At 71.7% G+C, this 16,024-nt stretch carries 15 protein-coding genes; 3 read left to right on the top strand and 12 right to left on the bottom strand.

Annotated features, from left to right (window positions below; translation table 11 throughout):
- The first annotated feature begins 63 nt into the window (after positions 1-63).
- The gene (locus tag ACYSUO_RS38065; RefSeq protein WP_461780779.1) at positions 64-816 is read left to right on the top strand and encodes an IclR family transcriptional regulator; all 753 of its coding nucleotides are present in this window, start codon (positions 64-66) and stop codon (positions 814-816) included.
- 12 nt (positions 817-828) lie between these two features.
- Here the strand turns inward: ACYSUO_RS38065 and ACYSUO_RS38070 are convergent, their stop codons facing one another.
- The 10 genes from ACYSUO_RS38070 to ACYSUO_RS38115 form a co-directional block, all read right to left on the bottom strand.
- The gene (locus tag ACYSUO_RS38070) at positions 829-1,518 is read right to left on the bottom strand and encodes an SRPBCC family protein (RefSeq protein ID WP_461780780.1); all 690 of its coding nucleotides are present in this window, start codon (positions 1,516-1,518) and stop codon (positions 829-831) included.
- The gene (locus ACYSUO_RS38075) at positions 1,509-2,057 is read right to left on the bottom strand and encodes a (2Fe-2S)-binding protein (protein WP_461780781.1); all 549 of its coding nucleotides are present in this window, start codon (positions 2,055-2,057) and stop codon (positions 1,509-1,511) included. Before ACYSUO_RS38075 ends, ACYSUO_RS38070 begins: the two co-directional genes overlap by 10 nt.
- Complete coding sequence (locus ACYSUO_RS38080; RefSeq protein ID WP_461780782.1) at positions 2,054-4,447, bottom strand: xanthine dehydrogenase family protein molybdopterin-binding subunit; 2,394 nt, start codon at positions 4,445-4,447, stop codon at positions 2,054-2,056. The genes ACYSUO_RS38075 and ACYSUO_RS38080 overlap by 4 nt, the downstream gene beginning before the upstream one ends.
- A gap of 20 nt (positions 4,448-4,467) precedes the next feature.
- Positions 4,468-5,316: an FAD binding domain-containing protein gene (locus ACYSUO_RS38085; RefSeq protein WP_461780783.1), complete on the bottom strand. Its 849-nt coding sequence runs from the start codon at positions 5,314-5,316 to the stop codon at positions 4,468-4,470.
- Positions 5,279-6,727 (bottom strand): MFS transporter, encoded by a 1,449-nt coding sequence (locus ACYSUO_RS38090; RefSeq protein WP_461780784.1) that lies wholly within the window; start codon positions 6,725-6,727, stop codon positions 5,279-5,281. The genes ACYSUO_RS38085 and ACYSUO_RS38090 overlap by 38 nt, the downstream gene beginning before the upstream one ends.
- A 154-nt stretch (positions 6,728-6,881) precedes the next feature.
- On the bottom strand, positions 6,882-7,640 hold the full coding sequence (locus tag ACYSUO_RS38095; RefSeq protein WP_461780785.1) for a maleate cis-trans isomerase family protein: 759 nt from the start codon (positions 7,638-7,640) through the stop codon (positions 6,882-6,884).
- A gap of 79 nt (positions 7,641-7,719) precedes the next feature.
- Entirely contained in the window at positions 7,720-9,162 is a 1,443-nt protein-coding gene (locus tag ACYSUO_RS38100) for an alpha/beta fold hydrolase (RefSeq protein ID WP_461780786.1), read from the bottom strand.
- Positions 9,163-9,166: 4 nt separating this feature from the next.
- The gene (locus ACYSUO_RS38105) at positions 9,167-9,817 is read right to left on the bottom strand and encodes an isochorismatase family protein (RefSeq protein ID WP_404267439.1); all 651 of its coding nucleotides are present in this window, start codon (positions 9,815-9,817) and stop codon (positions 9,167-9,169) included.
- A gap of 41 nt (positions 9,818-9,858) precedes the next feature.
- Positions 9,859-11,130: an FAD-dependent monooxygenase gene (locus tag ACYSUO_RS38110; RefSeq protein ID WP_461780787.1), complete on the bottom strand. Its 1,272-nt coding sequence runs from the start codon at positions 11,128-11,130 to the stop codon at positions 9,859-9,861.
- Positions 11,131-11,170: 40 nt separating this feature from the next.
- Positions 11,171-12,202 carry a hypothetical protein gene (locus ACYSUO_RS38115; RefSeq protein WP_461780788.1) on the bottom strand — a complete coding sequence of 344 codons (1,032 nt, stop codon included), beginning with the start codon at positions 12,200-12,202 and terminating at the stop codon, positions 11,171-11,173.
- Positions 12,203-12,559: 357 nt separating this feature from the next.
- On the opposite strand from ACYSUO_RS38115, the gene ACYSUO_RS38120 reads away from it, so the two are divergent.
- The gene (locus tag ACYSUO_RS38120) at positions 12,560-13,774 is read left to right on the top strand and encodes a beta-ketoacyl-[acyl-carrier-protein] synthase family protein (protein WP_461780789.1); all 1,215 of its coding nucleotides are present in this window, start codon (positions 12,560-12,562) and stop codon (positions 13,772-13,774) included.
- A 33-nt stretch (positions 13,775-13,807) separates the two neighbouring features.
- On the opposite strand, the gene ACYSUO_RS38125 is transcribed toward ACYSUO_RS38120, so the two are convergent.
- On the bottom strand, positions 13,808-14,572 hold the full coding sequence (locus ACYSUO_RS38125) for a class I SAM-dependent methyltransferase (RefSeq protein WP_461780790.1): 765 nt from the start codon (positions 14,570-14,572) through the stop codon (positions 13,808-13,810).
- A gap of 44 nt (positions 14,573-14,616) precedes the next feature.
- A complete protein-coding gene (locus tag ACYSUO_RS38130; RefSeq protein WP_461780791.1) occupies positions 14,617-15,216 on the bottom strand; it encodes a DUF1707 SHOCT-like domain-containing protein in 600 nt (199 codons plus the stop codon).
- A gap of 119 nt (positions 15,217-15,335) precedes the next feature.
- Between ACYSUO_RS38130 and ACYSUO_RS38135 the strand changes: the two genes are divergently transcribed.
- Positions 15,336-16,024 (top strand): maleylpyruvate isomerase family mycothiol-dependent enzyme (locus ACYSUO_RS38135; RefSeq protein ID WP_461780792.1); only part of this gene is annotated, 689 nt, incomplete at its 3' end.

A 16,024-nucleotide genomic window follows, 5' to 3' on the forward strand; every position in this document is an offset into this window, starting at 1 on the left:
GCTTCGGCAGCGAACAACCAAGCAACTCGGAGACGAAGGCACAGGTGGGGGCGGGCGTGAACCATGAGCGATGACATGCTCGGCCGCGGGCTCAGGCTGCTGACCACGCTCTCCCGGCACCCCGAGGGGCTCGGTGTCAGCGCCGCCGCGCGCGCCGCGCAGCTGCCGGTGAGCAGCGCCCACCGTCTGCTCGCCCGGATGACCGAAGAGGGCTTCGTCGTCCACGACTCCAGCGCACGCACCTATGCCCTGGGGCTGCGCGCCCTGGAGCTGGCGCACGGCTTCCACCGGACGCCGGCCGGGTTCAACCATCTCCTCGGCCCCATGCGGCAGTTGGCGGAGCGCACGGGCCTCGTCGTCATCGCGGGCATCCTCGACGGCGACCAGGTCCTCCTCGTCCGCTCCGTGCAGGGCAGCCAGCACCTGCAACTGCGCAGCGACGAGGGCACCCGCAACCCCTGGCACGCCACCTCGCTGGGCAAGGCGCTCGTCGCCGCCCGGCCCGAGACCGACCAGGAGCGCCTGCTGGCCGGTCCGCTGCCGCGCAGCGCGCCCAACACGCTCAGCGACCCGGACGAGCTGCGCGCCGAACTGGCCCGCGTCCGGAAACTCGGGTGGGCGGAGGCCGAGGAGGAGAACGAGCGCGGGGTCCGCTCCATCGCCGTGTGCGTCCCCGCCGCCGACCCCGACGGTGGGCCGCCGCAGCTCGCCCTCTCCCTCGGTGCCACCGTCGTCCTCACGGGCCGCGAGGAACTCCACGACATGGTGCCGCTGTTGCAGACGGCGGCGCGGGAGGCGGCGGCGTACGGCAGGTGACCGCCGTACGGGTCACCCTTGCCGGCGCAGGTCCTTCAGGCGCAGGTCCTTCAGCTGGGCCGACTGTGCCCGCAGCTTGCCGAACAGCCACCCCTGGACGAGCCCGACGGCGAGACCCGCGGCGACCGGGCCGTACTTGGCCAGGAGCGGCCCCGCGACGAGCGACAGACCGTCGAGTTCGGCGGGCGCGGTGGGAGTCCCGGTGGTCGCGGCCTTGGGCTGTGCCGTCGAGATAGGGGCGGCGCCCGTGGCAGACCCCTGGTCGAGCAGCAGGTTCCCGAGGTTCTGCGCGAACTGCTGCAGGATCCGGTCCGAGACCGTGGCGATCGCGCCCTTGCCGAACTGGGCCAGCTTGCCGCGGATCAGCAGATCCGTACTGAGCTCAAGACGCGCGCCCTCCGGGGCCTCGCCGATGTCCAGGACCACCTCGGCCTCGGCGTCACCGTTGCCGTGCGTGTCGGCGCCACTTGCGTGCACACGCAGCCGGCGCTTCTCGGCGTCGACCTCCAGGAACCGCACCGTGCCCGCGTACGCGGCGCTGATCGGCCCCACCTTGACCTTGACCGCGCCCCGCCAGGCATCGCCGTCCCGGCCTTCGAGGGTCGCGCCCGGCATGCAGGACGCCACCTTCTCCACGTCGCTGACGAGCGCGAACACCGCGTCCGGAGCGGCGCCTACGACGACGGTGTTGCTCAGCTGCATGCTGTCTCCTCGGTCGCGGTACAGGTCTTGGCGCAGTCGGCGCGGCGGGCCGTGGCGCAGGAGTCGATCGCCTCGACGATGGTCTGGTAGCCGGTGCACCGGCACAGGTTGGCGGCCACGACCTCCCGGATCTCCTCCTTGGTGGCCTCCGGACGCTCGGCGAGGAACCCGTCCGCGAGCATCAGGAATCCGGGTGTGCAGAAGCCGCACTGCAGGCCGTGGTGTTCGGTGAACGACCGTTGCAGATCGCTGAGTTCACCGGTCGCCGGATCCGCGAGGGACTCGACGGTACGTATCCGGGCGCCCTCGGCCTGTGCGGCGAACATCAGGCAGGCCCGTGCCGGCCGGTCGTCGACCAGGACCGTGCAGGCCCCGCAGATGCCGTGCTCGCAGCCGACGTGTGTACCGGTCAGACGCAGGTCGTGGCGGAGTACGTCGACGAGGGTGCGGCGCGGCTCGGTGATCACCTCGTGCTCCTCGCCGTTGACGTTCAGGGTGAGCAGCAGCAGGTTGTCGGAGCTGGTCATGGGGCTGGTCATGTGGAGGGCTCCAGGTTCAGGGCGCGGTGCACCGTCTCCGGGGTGATCGGGGTGTGGTCGAGTTCGGTGCCGGTGGGGCGCAGCGCGTCGTTGACGGCGTTGAGGACCGCGGCGGGCGCGCCGATGGTGCCGCCCTCGCCCGCGCCCTTGGCGCCGGTCTCGTTGAACGTGCACGGTGTCTCGAGGTGGTGGATGAGCACGTCGGGGATCTCGTGGGCGGTCGGCACCTTGTAGTCCATGAAACTGGTCGCCGACGGTTCGCCCTGCGCGTCGTACGTCACCTGCTCGAAGAGCGCGCCCGCGATGCCCTGGGCGATGCCACCACGGCACTGCCCCTCCACGACCTGCGGGTTGATGGCGATGCCGCAGTCCTCGACGCACACGTACCGCAGGATCTCCACCTGCCCGGTGCCCTGGTGGAGTTCGACGACGACGGCGTGCGTGGCGTTGGAGAAGGTGCCGTCGTTGAACACGTCGAAGGTGGCGGTGGCGCTCAGTCCCGGCTCGATGTCACGGGGCAGCAGGTGGGCGCGGAGATACGCGATGTCGGCCAGTTCCTCGTACGTGAGGTACGCGGGGTCACTGCTGTCCTTGCGCCGCACGCCGCCGCGCGTCAGCTCCACCTCGGCCGGCTCGGTCTCCCAGAGCGCCGCCGCGATCCGGCACAGCTTCTCGCCGAGCTTGGCCGCGGCGATCCTCACCGCGCTGCCGCCGATGGTGACGGAGCGGCTGGCGAAGGTGCCGTAGCCGTACGTGACGCGGTCGGTGTCGCCCTGATGGAGCTTCACCTTGCCGAGTTCCAGGCCGAGTTCGTCGGCGACGATCTGCGCGAACGTCGTCTCGTGGCTCTGCCCGTGGCTCATCGTGCCGCTGGTGACGGTGACCGCTCCGCTGGTGTCCATCCGCACCTCGGAGATGTCGAAGCCGGGGACGACCTGCATCTTGCGCTGGGCGAAGGCCGTGGACCCGTATCCGGTGCGCTCGCTGAAGCAGGAGTAGCCGATGCCGAGGTACCGGCCCCCGGCGGCCGCGGCCGCCTGCTTCTCGTACCAGCCCTCGTCCTTGACCAGCTGCTCGCACAGGTCGAGCGACTCCAGGTAGGAGCCCGGGTCGTACGTGATGTTGTTGACGCCCGTGTACGGGAACTCGGTGATGACGTTGCGGCGGCGGATCTCGACCGGGTCGAGGCCCAACTCGCGGGCAGCGCGCTCGAAGAGACGCTCCATCACCATCACGTATTGCGGGCGGCTCACTCCGCGGTACGGGGCGGTGGGCGCCTTGTTGGTGGTGACCGCACGGCCGCGCACCCGGTAGGCGGGCACCTTGTAGACGCCGGGCATCTCCGCCGAGGCCATCAGCGGCTCGATGCCCGCGGTGAACGGGTAGCAGGAGTACGCGCCCATGTCGCACACCACGTCGGCGTCGAGCCCCAGGATGTGACCGTCCGCGTCGAAGGCGGCCCGGACGTCGTAGTGCTGCTCGCGGGCGAGGAACGACGCGGACAGCGCGTCCTTGCGGTCCTCGATCCACTTCACGGGCCGGCGCAGGCGCAGCGCGGCGGCTGCCGCGGCGATCTCCTCGCGGCCCACGACGCACTTCTGGCCGAAGCCGCCGCCCATGTCGGGCACCACGACCCGCACCGCCCGCTCGTCCAGGCGCAGACAGCGGGAGGCCACCGTCCGTACCTGATGCGGTACTTGGGTGCAGGTGTTGAGGACGAGCTGTTCCTCCCGGTCGTCCCAGTGGGCGACGGCGCCGCGTGTCTCCAGGGGGAGCGCGTTCTGCCGGCCGGTCCGCGACTCGACATGGACGACACACGAGGCGGCGGCGAAGACCTCGTCGATGCCCTCCGTGGCGAACAGGGAGACGTCCACCAGGGTGTTGCGCGGGGCCTCCTCGTGGACGAGCGGGGCGCCGGGCGCCAGGGCCTCGTTCTCGGAGGTCACCGGGGGCAGCGTCGTGTAGCGGACCTTGGCCGCCTCCAGGCCGTCCTCCGCGGCGTACGCGTCGCGCGCCACCACGATCGCGACGGGCTCCCCGACGTAGCGCACCCGGTCACGGGCGAGCACCGGCATCGCCGTGGGCACGAACTCCGAGCGGGGGCGGCCGAGTTCGGCCGTAATGTCGGTGAGGTCCAGGTCCTCGGCGGTGAACGCCGCGACCACGCCCGGCACCTCGCGTACCGCCGTCAGATCGACGGAGGCGATCTCGCCGTGCGCGACCGTGCTGCGCACGAACTGGGCGTGCAGCATGCCGGGTAGCGCGATGTCGTCGACGAACCGGCCGCGCCCGGAAAGGAGCCGCGGATCCTCACGGCGCGCCACCGACCGCCCGGTCAACTGCCCCTTGCCGTCTGCCGGGTGTGTCTTCGGCGCATACGGGCGTGGCATGGGCGCATCATCCGGGTGTGTCATCGGCTCATCGCCTCCTCACAGGCACGCAGGACCAGCGTGCGGACAAGCTGCTTGCGGTAGTGCGCGCTGCCCGAGGCGTCCGACGGAGGCTCGACGGCCTCGGCCGCCGCCTCGGCGCAGTCGGCGAAGGTGCCGCCGCCCGCGAGCACCGTCTCCGCCTCCGGTACGCGGACCACGGAGGCCGCGACCCCGCCGAGCGCCACCCGGCCTCCGTGCACCGAACCGTCGGTGACATCGAGGTCCACCGCGGCGGACACCAGCGCGAAGTCGCCCTGGCGCTCGGCGAACTCGGTGAGCGCGGCGTGCGGGGCCGGGCGCGGGAAGACGACCTCGATCAGCAGCTCGTCGGGATCGAGCACGCTGGTGTAGTAGCCGAGGAAGAAGTCCCCGGCCGCGACGCGGCGCTCACCGCGTGGCCCGCGAGCCACGAACTCCGCCCGGAGCGCGAGCGCGAGCAGACACCACTCGGCGGTGGCGTCGGCGTGCGCGATGCTCCCGCCGATCGTGCCGCGCGTCCGGATGGGAAGGTGCCCGATCCACCGCATGGCCTCGCGCAGCACCGCGAACTCGCGGCCGAGCACACCCTCCGGGTCGCTCTCCGCCGTGTGATGGGTGGTGAGCGCCCCGATGTGCAGGGCGCCCGACGCGTCCCGGTGCATTCCGTCGAGTTCGCGCAGGCCGCCGATGTCGACCAGGTGGCCGGGCCGTGCGAGCCGGAAGTTCATCATGGCGACCAGGCTCTGGCCGCCGGCGATGACCTTCGCGTCATCGCCGAGCTCGGCCAGGAGCCGGGTGGCGCCGTCGACGTCACGAGCCCTGTGATAGCCGAAGGGCGCTGGTTTCATGGTTCTCCTGGTCTTCCTGGGCTTCCTGGTTGTCCTGTCGCGGGGCGGGCAGGCCGCCGCCGTCGTGGTCCGGGTCGTCCAGCTCCCGGCCCTTCGTCTCCGGCGCCGCCACGGCCATCCAGCCGACGGCGAGGAGCACGGCCGCGCCGAGCACCGCGAACGTCAACGGAAGTCCCAGCAGGGGCCACAGCACCGAGCCGAAGAGCAGCGGGGCGAAACCGGTGAGCGCCCGGCTGACCGAGGAGGCCCAGCCGAAGCCGCTGGCCCGCAGTTCGGTCGGGTACAGCTCGGAGACGTACGCGTACAGAGCGGGGATGGCGAGTTGGGCGAGGAAGCCGAACACGCCGATGGTGATGACCGAGCCGGTCGGCATGTCCCGCACGATCGCGAAGATCACGAGGGCGAGCGAGGCGACCGGGGCCGAGACACCGATCAGCCACTTGCGGCCGACCAGATCGACCAGGGCCGTCGAGACGAGGACACCGACGATGCCCACGCCGCTCATCAGCGTCGTGCTCATGAAGGCGGCCGTGTCACCCTGCCCCTCCTCCTTGAGGATCGACGGCATCCAGCTCAGCGCCGCGTAGTAGACGAGCATGATGGTGGCGAACAACAGCCAGGCCGCCGAGGTGATGCGCGGGCTGAACGCCCAGATGTTGCGCAGCTGTTGGGCCGCCGCGGCCACGCCGCGCGGGCCCTCGTCCGGTACCGGCTCGGGGATGACGTACGGCTCGACGGGCGCGCCCGTGCGGGCCACCAGGTCGTCGATGACGGCCCGTGCCTCGGCCTCGCGGCCCTTCTTCGTCAGGTAGATGGGTGACTCGGGGATGCCGCGGCGCGCCCAGAACAACAGCAGCGCGGGCAGCACCATGGTGGCGAGCATCCAGCGCCAGTTGCCGTCGAGGGACAGCATGCCCGTGGACACGAGCCCGCACAGGGTCACCCCCACCGGCCACCAGGCGTCGAGCGCGGTGAGGACCCGGCCCCGGTACTTGCGCGGCGAGAACTCGCCCACCAGCGCGTAGTCGACCGGGATGCAGCCGCCGAGCCCGACTCCCGCGAGGAACCGCAGCAGCAGGAAGACCCAGTACGTCGGCGAGAGCGCGCCGAGCACCGAGAACAGGGCGAAGATCAGCAGGGTGACACTGAACGCCTTCTTGCGGCCGATCCGGTCCGCGACCGCGCCCCAGGCGATGGCACCGACGGCCATGCCCACCAGGTTGGCGGTGGCGACGAGCCCTCGGGCACCGAGGGACAGGTCGAAGTGCTGGCCCAGGAGCGGCATGAGGAAGCCGTTCAGGGCGATGTCGTACGCGTCGAAGAGGTAGCCGAGACCTCCGATGATGAAGATCTTGCCCTGGACGTGCCATCTCCAGGGGAGATCCTGAACGATCTGATCGCCTGTTCTCACGTGCGCTCCAGGGTCGTGTCGGGGACGAACTGCGACGGGAGGTGCCTGAGGTACGGAGCGTTGCGGGTGACACTGTCAGTGCGCGAACGGATGTAATCCGAGCACGTACGAATTTGCTTGGCAAGGGTTCGCGCACGGAGTTAACGCGGTGGTTTCACGGCGCGGTCGGGCCGGCCAGCAGGCGGCCCGCGTTCGGCGCCAGCGGCGGCAGGCCCAGCTCAGACAGGATCCGGAACGCCGTGGCGGTGGCCGCCGACAGGACCGGGAGCCCCAGCTCGTCCTCGACCGGCTGGATCGCTGGCAGGGACGGCATCTGTACGCACGCGGACAGCACCAGCGCGTCCGCGTCGCCGAGCTTCAGGCGCTTGTGGTGCTCGCGCAGGTCCTGCGGGTCGAGCCGGGCGACGGCCAGGTTGTCCGGCACCTCCAGGCTCAGCGCGTCCACCACCTCGACGCCCGCGTCCTCGATGTAGTCGGCGACCTTCCGGGTCAGCGGCTTCATGTAGGGCGTGACGATGGCGACCTTCTTCGCGCCGAGCGCGGCGATGCCGTCGAGCAGTGCGCCAGCGCTGGAGACCACGGGGACCAGCGCCTCCTGGGCGCGCAGCACGTCCTTGATCTCGTCCTCGGCCGTGCAGTGGTGTCCTGGACCCTGCGCCATGATGGCGACGAGGCAGGCCGTCGCCACGACGTCGGGCCGGGCGTCGGCCAGCTCCAGGACGGCGCGCTCCGTCTGCGCGTTCATCGCCCGCAGCTCTTCGGGCGTGACGTGCTTCATGCGCATCCGGCTGCTGTGGAAGACGAAGCGGTCCTCCGGGGAGACGGCCTCGCGCGCCCGCATCAGACGGGGGAGCTCGGTCTCCATCGTGAGGTTCGAGCTGGGGACGATCATCCCTATGTGGTGATCCGTCATGGTTCGCTCCAAGTTTTGAGGCATGCCTGATGAGGGCGGGGACCTGCATGTCCTCATCGGGCGGGGTCGGTGACGGAGGTCAGTGCTCCTGGCCGAGCCGCTCCCAGTGATCGGCGAGCACCGCCAGGTGCCGCAGCACGTCGGCGCGCTGCTCCGCCGGGATCGGCCGCAGCAGCTCCTCGTCGAGCTTGCGGGCCCGCAGGTTCGCGTCGTGCACGGTGACGCGGCCCTCCTCGGTGAGATTGAGGAGCTTGCGGCGCGCGTCGGCGGGGGAGGGGGTGCGGGACAGCAGGCCCCGGTTCTCCAGGCGCCGGGCGACATCGGCCATCGTCGAGGTGTCGAGCGCGGCGAGCGCGGCGATGGAGCGCTGGTCGCAGCCGGGGTTCTCGCCGACGATCTGAAGGACCGCGAACTGCGGTCCGGTCAGCGTCGCGTCGACGTCGTGCAGCCACGCGGCAAGGTACGCCTGGTACAGCCGGCGGGCCAGGAAGCCCGGCGCGTGGGTGAGTTCGTCGGGCGCGGCGACATCGTCGGCCTGGTTGGGGGAGGAGGGCGAGGTCATGGCACCGCTGTCGTGTGAGTCGTCTGCAGGGATCGAGGTGTCCCCCGGCTCCGGTGAGAGGGTCTGCCGCAGCGCGGTGCGCAGCAGGTCCAGGGCCGGTGCCGGGTTGTCCCAGAAGACCATATGTCCCGCGTCCGGGATGCGAACCATGCGCGCCGCCGGGTTCGCGGCGGCGGCCTCCGCGGCGCCCTCGGCGGTGACGACCGGGCTGTCGGCCCCGTACAGCAGCGTCGCGGGACCCGGCACCTGGGGCCACCAGGCGAAGAAGTCCTCGCTCTCGAAGCCCTGGTGGGCGCGCTCGATCGCCTCCAGGCTGCAACTGGCGAGCCAGCGGGCCCGCAGCTCCAGCTCCCGGCGCGGCCAGGTCGGCCAGAAGCCGCCGACCTCGTCGGCATCCGTGCCGCGCCGGGCCTGCGACAGCTGGCGCGTGAACGCCGCGAGCGTCGTCGGGTACGGTCCCCGGCTCGGGCCGCTCATCGGCGGGTCCACCAACAGCGTTCCACCGAGCGGGACATGGCCCCGCACCGCGGTGGCGGCGGCGATCCGGGCACCCATGGAGTGGCCGAACAGCACGGGGTCCGCCAGCTCCAGCTGCTCGATCACGGCTTCCGTGTCGGCGGCGAGGGCGTCGAGCGAGTGGTCCGCCGCGTCGTCGCTGAGGCCGCGGCCGCGGATGTCGAGGACCAACGGCCGTGCCAGGTCCGTCAGTTCGCGGGCGACGAAGTCCATGGTGATCGCCGGGCTGGTGATGCCGGGCAGGATCAGCAGGGGCACGCCGTCGCCGCCGTAGTCCAGCACGTGCAGCCGCACGTCCCCGCTGCGGGCCCAGCGGCTGACGGCCGGGATGTCGGCGAGGTCCGCGAGGCCGGGCTGCGTCAGGTAACGCTCCGGCCATCGGGCCTCACGGTCCTGAGCGGCATCCCGCGCGGCATCTTGTGCGGCTCCGGAAGACGCGTCCATGATCTCAAACCCCCTTCGTCGTCAGGTACTTCACCATGTCCTCGTGGCCCACGACATCCCCGTACTTGGCCTGGATGTCGAAGAGCGCCGCCTCGTGCGGCCCCGCCGCCCGGTCGCCGCACGCCTCGGCGGGTACGAGGACCGGCCAGCCGTACTGCACCGCGTCCACCGCCGTGGCCCGCACGCAGCCGCTCGTCGTGGCACCGCAGACGACCGCCGTGTCGCAGCCGAGGCCGGTCAGCAGGGAGGCGAGCGCTGTGCCGAAGAACGCCGACGCGCCCTTCTTCACGATGAACTGGTCCCCCTCCTCGTACGGCAGCCGTGGATCGAGGGCGACGGCCTCGCCGCCCTCGCGCAGCGCCCGCATGCCGGGCGCCTTGGCGAGCCAGGTGACCGCGTCGCCCTCGGCCTCGGCGGCCGTGTAGGCGATGACCGTCCACACCACGGGTACGCCGCCGGCGCGGGCCGCGCGCACCAGCTCCGCCGTGGCCTCGACGGGGGCGGTCAGATCGCTGCCCGTGGCAAAGCCCGGCTCGGTGAAGCCGCGCGTCAGGTCGACCACGATCAGGGCGGGACGGTGGCCGCGGGCGACGGCGGCGCCGAATCCGGCGCGTTCGTAGACGCGGTCGGTGGCGGGGTCGTACGGGGTGGGCACGGAACCTCCAGGGCGCGGGAACTGGCCGGGGGAAAATCGGCTCAGTGGTGGTGGCGGTAGGCGAAGGACTCGTCGTCGGAGGTGTCCAGCGGGGTGCCGCGCCAGAGCCACTCGTAGGACACGTCGGACTCGCCGTCGTAGCGCTCGCCGAGCTTGGCGTCGCGGGCCTGCTGCTCCGGGCCGTCCGGATAGCGGTAGAAGACCTGGTTGCGCAGCGAGGCCTGCTGCACCATCCCGGCGTGCCGGGCACGGCGGTTGACGTACCGCTGCAGCGCGCCTGCGATCCCCTCGCGGGTCACCGCGCCCAACTCCTCGGCGAGCACGGCCCCGTCCTCCATGGCCTGCGACGCGCCCTGCGCCTGGTAGGGGAGCATCGCGTGGCAGGCGTCGCCGAGGAGGGCCACGCGGCCGTCGATCCAGTTCGGATCGCGGCGGCGGTGGTAGAGGGGGAAGCAGGTGATGTCGCCCTTGGCCTTGGCGAGCATGGCCGGGGCGCGGTCGTCCCACTCGGCGTAGGCGTCGACGAGCATCTCGGTGGTGCCGGAGAAGGTCGTCTTCTCGCCGTACTCGTCCTTCCACGGGACGCAGCCGACGATGTTGAGCCACTCGCCGCCGCGGATCAGGTAGTGGACGAGATGGCGCCCGGGCCCGTACCAGATGGTGCTCTGGTAGCGGTCGAAGAGGAAGCGGGTGGCCGGGTCGGCGTTCAGCAGCTCGCCGGGTATCAGCGTGCGGAATGCCATGTCGCCGGAGAAGACCAGCGTGTCCTCCGCGCCGATGAGGTCGCGGACGCGCGAGTGGATGCCGTCGGCGCCGACCAGCACGTCGGCCTCGTGCCGAGCGCCGTCGTCGGTGACCGCGACGGGACGGTCCGGGGACGTACGGTCGAGTTCCACGACGCGCGCTCCGGTGACGATCTCGACGACCGGACCCGGGCCCAGCGGGTCGGTGCACGCGTCGAGGATGGTGCGGTGCAGATCGGCGCGGTGGTAGTGCCAGTAAGGGGCGTTGAACTCCTCCTGGACACGGCGGCCGAGCGGGGTGAGTCCGATGATGCTGCCGTCCTGCCAGCGGCGGCGCACCTGGTCCTGCGGCTCGGTGCGGATGGCCTCCAGCTGCTTGCGCAGGCCGAGCCGCATCAGGACGCGGCTGGCGTTCGGCGCGGTCTGGATGCCGGCGCCCACCTCGCCGAGCTCGGCGGCCTGTTCGAGGACGGTGACGCGCAGTCCCTTGTGGCGCAGGGCCAGGGCGGCGGTGAGGCCGCCGAGACCGCCGCCGACGACGGTGACTTCGTAGGACTGGCTGAGAGGCAAGACTCCTCCAGGGATGCGGCGTTGGGGTGGGGGACCGGGCTCAGCCTTCGACGAGGTGTCCGCCGGTGACGACGTCGGTGCCGTCCAGGCTGACCGTGCAGCCGCGCATCGCGATGTCGAGGTGGGCGTAGGAGTCGCGCTGGAGGTGCGGGTGCGGGCCCGTGGACCACAGGAAGTTGCCGGCGAAGGCGCGGGCGTCCATGCCCATCAACTCGTCCTTGCCGTACATCGCGGTGGCGAACCAGTCGGCGGACTTCATCAGGCCCCAGCCCATGTGGGAGAGGCTGCGGGCCCACTTGTCGTGCGAGTCCTCGAAGAAGGTGTTCAGCAGCTTGGCCTCGGCGCCGCCGGTGACCTCCTGGATGTGTCCGCCCGAGACATGGAGCGTGACGGGACGCTGCACGTACTCCTTGAACGGCAGCAGGATGTCGCCCTCGGCGAGCACGATCCGCCCGTCGGAGATCTCCGGCCAGCACAGCACCATCGTGCTCGGCCAGTGGTCCCAGCGGCCCGGGTCGTCGGCGAAGCCGGTCTGGAATTCCGGGTGGGAATCGGCCAGTTGGACCGTCAGGTCCGTGCCGGCCTCGGAGGTCACGCGCATGACGGAGGAGGTACGGACCCGGTCCACGCCCTCCTGGACGCGCACCTTGTCCTGCTCGCTGGGCAGGTTGCGGATGAGGACGTCGGGCGCGTCGCAGACGAAGATGATGCGGGTGCCGGTCTTGAGGATGTCCTGCTGGAGCGGGGCGTGGATGAAGCCCTCGCGGGTCAGGTCCACGACCAGGTCGGCCGCCTTCAACAGCTCTTGCGCGGCAGTGTCGTTGAGGACGGATACGAGGCCGGGGCCCGCGCCGGTGTGGGTGCTGGGCAGCGGGGCCGGGCTGCCGCCGGGCACCGTGGCGGACACGACGTGGGCGCCGAGGCTCTTGGCGGCCCCGAACGCGGCGGCGACGTAGTCACCACGGCTGCCGGGCTCGGAGAGCACGACGACGTGCTCTCCCTCGCGGACCTTGCACAGCTGCAGTTCACGGGTGAAGGCGTCGAGGACGTCGACGGACGAGAAGTCGAACATCGGGGGTTCCTCCGGGAGACGAGCGCGGACGTACTGGGCACGTGCGGTGGTGCGGAGGGTGCGAGGGCATGCGGGATCACCGCGGCGGACGCCGTACGGGGGCGCCACCGGGGGTTCTCGCGAACCCGCCTGCCGAGATAATCCGAGCACGTACGATCTGGGAAATCAAGGGGGTGGGTGACGGCGGTGGGTGCGCTGGAGGGCGTGAGTGGGCAGGGAGGTACTTGTGAGGACTCGACAATGTCTCGCGGCGGAATCGGTCGACTCCTCGCCTGATGGGCCAGTTGATGGCTGGCAAGATCGCAGGGAGGCCAGATCGACAGCTATGTAGCATCTGAACAAGGCAAGGAGGCTCGGGTGACTGGGAACGGTCATGTGCAGGTGACGGGCGTCGGCGCGATGACGCCGCTGGGAGCCGATGCGCCGACGACGTGGGCGGGGCTGCTGGACGGCACGTCGGGCGTGCGGCTCCTGGAGGAGGAGTGGGCCGCGGAGCTGCCGGTGGGTGTCGCGGCCGGGCTCACGGTGGACCCGGCCTCGCTGCTTCCGCGGCCCGAGGCCAGGAAGCTGGATCGCGGTGAGCAGATGGCCCTCATCAGCGCGCGCGAGGCATGGCAGGACGCCGGCGCTCCGCAGGTCGAGCCGGAGCGGCTCGCCGTCGTCATCGGCACCGGGACCGGTGGTGTGCTCACCACGCTGGGGCAGGACGACGTCTTCGAAGCTTCCGGGATCCGCCGGCTCTCACCCTTCACCGTCCCCATGCTGATGCCGAACGGGCCCGCGGCCTGGGTCAGCATGGACCTCGGTGCGAAGGGCGGCGCCAGGACCCCGGTGAGCGCGTGCGCGTCCGGGGCGGAGGCCCTCGCCATGGCGCAGGACCTGATCCGGGCCGGGCGGGCGGACGTGGTGGTCGCCGGTGGTGTGGAGGCGTGTCTGCACCCCTTCACCCTCGCGGCGTTCGCCCAGATGAAGGCCCTGTCGACGCGGTCCGACGACCCGGAGGCGGTGTCCCGCCCGTTCGACGTCGAGCGGTCCGGGTTCGTCATGGGTGAGGGCGCGGGGATGATGGTGCTCGAAAGCCCCGAGTTCGCCCGGGCCCGTGGCGCACGCGTCCACGGCACGCTGGCCGGCAGCGCCGTGAGCTCGAGTGCCGACCACATCACGGCATCCGACGCGGACGGCCAGTCCTTCGCCATGGAACTGGCGCTGCGCGACGCCGACGTGACTCCGGCGGACATCGGCGTCGTGCACGCCCACGCCACCTCCACGGAGTCCGGTGACGTGGCGGAGGCCGAGGCGATCGGCCGCGTGATCGGCAGGCACGCCGCGGTCACGGCGACCAAGTCGATGACCGGTCACATGCTGGGAGCGTCCGGGACGGTGGGCGCCATGGCCGCGATGTTCGCGCTCAGGGACGGGGCGTTGCCGGCCACGCGCAACCTCGACACACTTGACCCGCGCGTGGACCTGGACGTGGTCCATGGTGAGCGGCGCTCCGGGCAGTGGTCGGCGGCGCTGGCCAACTCGTTCGGGTTCGGCGGGCACAACGTCAGCCTGGTCTTCACCGGCTGACGCCAGCCCGGCCTTCACCGGACGAGCAAGGTCCTACGCGGCGGCGCGGGCCACGAACAGCGGCTGGAAGAAGCCGGTTTCCTCCGACGCGCGCCATGCGCCGTCGACGAACCCGGCCTCAGCCGCGAGCCCGGCAAGCCGCTCCTGACCGAGCGCCCAGTAGGAGGTCCGGCGCACCCGGACCCGCCAGTCCTCTCCCGCGTCCGGGAGGAGCTGGAAGTGCTCCAAGTCGTAGTGCTCACCGTCGTCCTGCCAGTGCCAGAGCTGAAAGGTGACGGTCCGCCCCTCCTCGGACCGGTGGACCTGCGGAGGCATCGACGCGGGATGCTCGCGCAGCAGGTCCTCGTACGGGCGCGTGCTGACCAGCAGCAGTCCGCCGGGGCGCAGCACGCGGCGCATCTCGGTCAGGGCGGTGCGCACGTCCTGCGCGGTGAGCAGGTGCGGCAGCGCGTTGTCGGCGCACACGACGACGTCGAACCGGCCGTCGGTGAAGGGGAGTTGCCGCATGTCGGCGGCGGCCGTGTGCAGCGGCAGCCCCCGGCGCGCGGCCTCACGGGCGGCGCGGGCCGTGGCGCGGGGGCTGAGGTCGGTCCCGGTGACGCGGTGCCCGTGCAGGGCCAGACCGATGGCCTGCGTGCCGATGCCGCAGGAGCAGTCGAGCACCGCGGCGCCGTCCCGGCCGATCACGGCGTCCAGCGCCGCGCCCTGCCGCCGGGCGCTCGCGTCCCAGTCCGGGTAGATCAGGTGGTAGTCGTCGGCCAGTTCGTCGTAGAAGCGCGCCACGGTGGGTTCGGACATGGCTGGAGGGTACCGGCGCCGTGCGCGTCACACCTTGTGTCGAGTCACTTCCCGAACATTTGGCGCCGGGGACGGATCACCACGCTGCCATGGGTCTTGTGGCCGACGAGCTCGATGCGCAGGGTGACGGGCACGTCCGGATCCCCGGCCCCGTGCCGCTGCTTGACCTTGCAGTGCGCCAGTTGCAGGGCGTCGGTGTCGACCACGATGCCCGGCTTCGTGACCAGCGTCAGCCGCTTCCCGATCATCGACGAGTCGATCACCAACGTGTCGTGGGTGAGCACGGCGTCGGTGAAGTCGAGCGTCACCGCGCAGAAGGTCACCGCGAGTTCGAGCCTGCGCGGCACCACCCAGCGCCCCCGGCGTTCGATTGCGCCGCTGTGCGCCTGCTCGATCCGGACGACGTCCTTGGCCTCGGCCGCGGGCCGCAAGTCGGCGGTGAGCGGCGCCAGTTCGGCCAACGTCCGCGCCGACAGGGTGACTTCGAGACGCTCGTCCAACTCCTCCACCGTCAACAGGCCGTCCCCCGCCGCGACGCGGAGCACGTCCACGACCCGGTCCCGGTCGGCGTGCGAGGCCCGCAGTTCGGGCGACGACGGGCCGACGCCGGAGTCGCCCCCGGCGCGCGAGATCTCTCCCGACATGTTTCCCTCCCGGCGGCGGCCGTGGGTCGGTCGCCGCTGCTCCACCCGTGGCACCGTACCGTGGGCACTGCTTGCCGAGTACCGCGTACCGCCCCGCCCGTGACAGGAGACCTTCCCCCATGGCCGACACAGTCGATCCGCTCTGGGCCCTGATCCATCAGGAACGCGCCGCTCTCGCCGCCGACCTCGACGCGACGACGGCTGCCCAGTGGGCGACGCCCTCGCTGTGCGCAGGGCTCAGCGTCCGTGAGGTGCTGGCGCATCTCACCGCGGGCGCGAGCCTCAACGCGGTGCGGTGGCTGGCGGGCGTGATCCGCTGCCGGTTCGACTTCGACAAGCAGGTCGCCGTGCGGCTGGCCGAGCAGTTGGGCGCGAGCCCCGCCGAGACGCTGGAGCGGTTCCGCGGCGTCGTCACGAGCACGACGAAGCCTCCCCTCCCCGTCATCGCCATGCTGGGGGAGACGCTCGTGCACGGGGAGGACATCCGGCGGCCCCTCGGGATCCGCCGCGACCATCCGGTCGAGACGGTGACGAAGGTCGCCGAGTACTACCGGGGCACCGACCAGGTGGTGGTGGCGAAGGGGCGCATCGGCGGGCTCGAACTCGTCGCCACCGACGGCCCCTTCGCGGCCGGCGCCGGGCCCCTGGTCACCGGAAGCACCGTGGCCCTGGTGATGGCGATGACGGGCCGCGCGGCCCACTGCGACGACCTCAAGGGCGACGGAGTCGAGGTCCTGCGCGGGCGCTGCGGGGGTGGGGGGGGGGGCCGGGGGGGCGGGGGCGGGGGGGGGGGGGGGCCCCCCCCCCC

This window comes from Streptomyces sp. UC4497 (genome assembly GCF_054871485.1).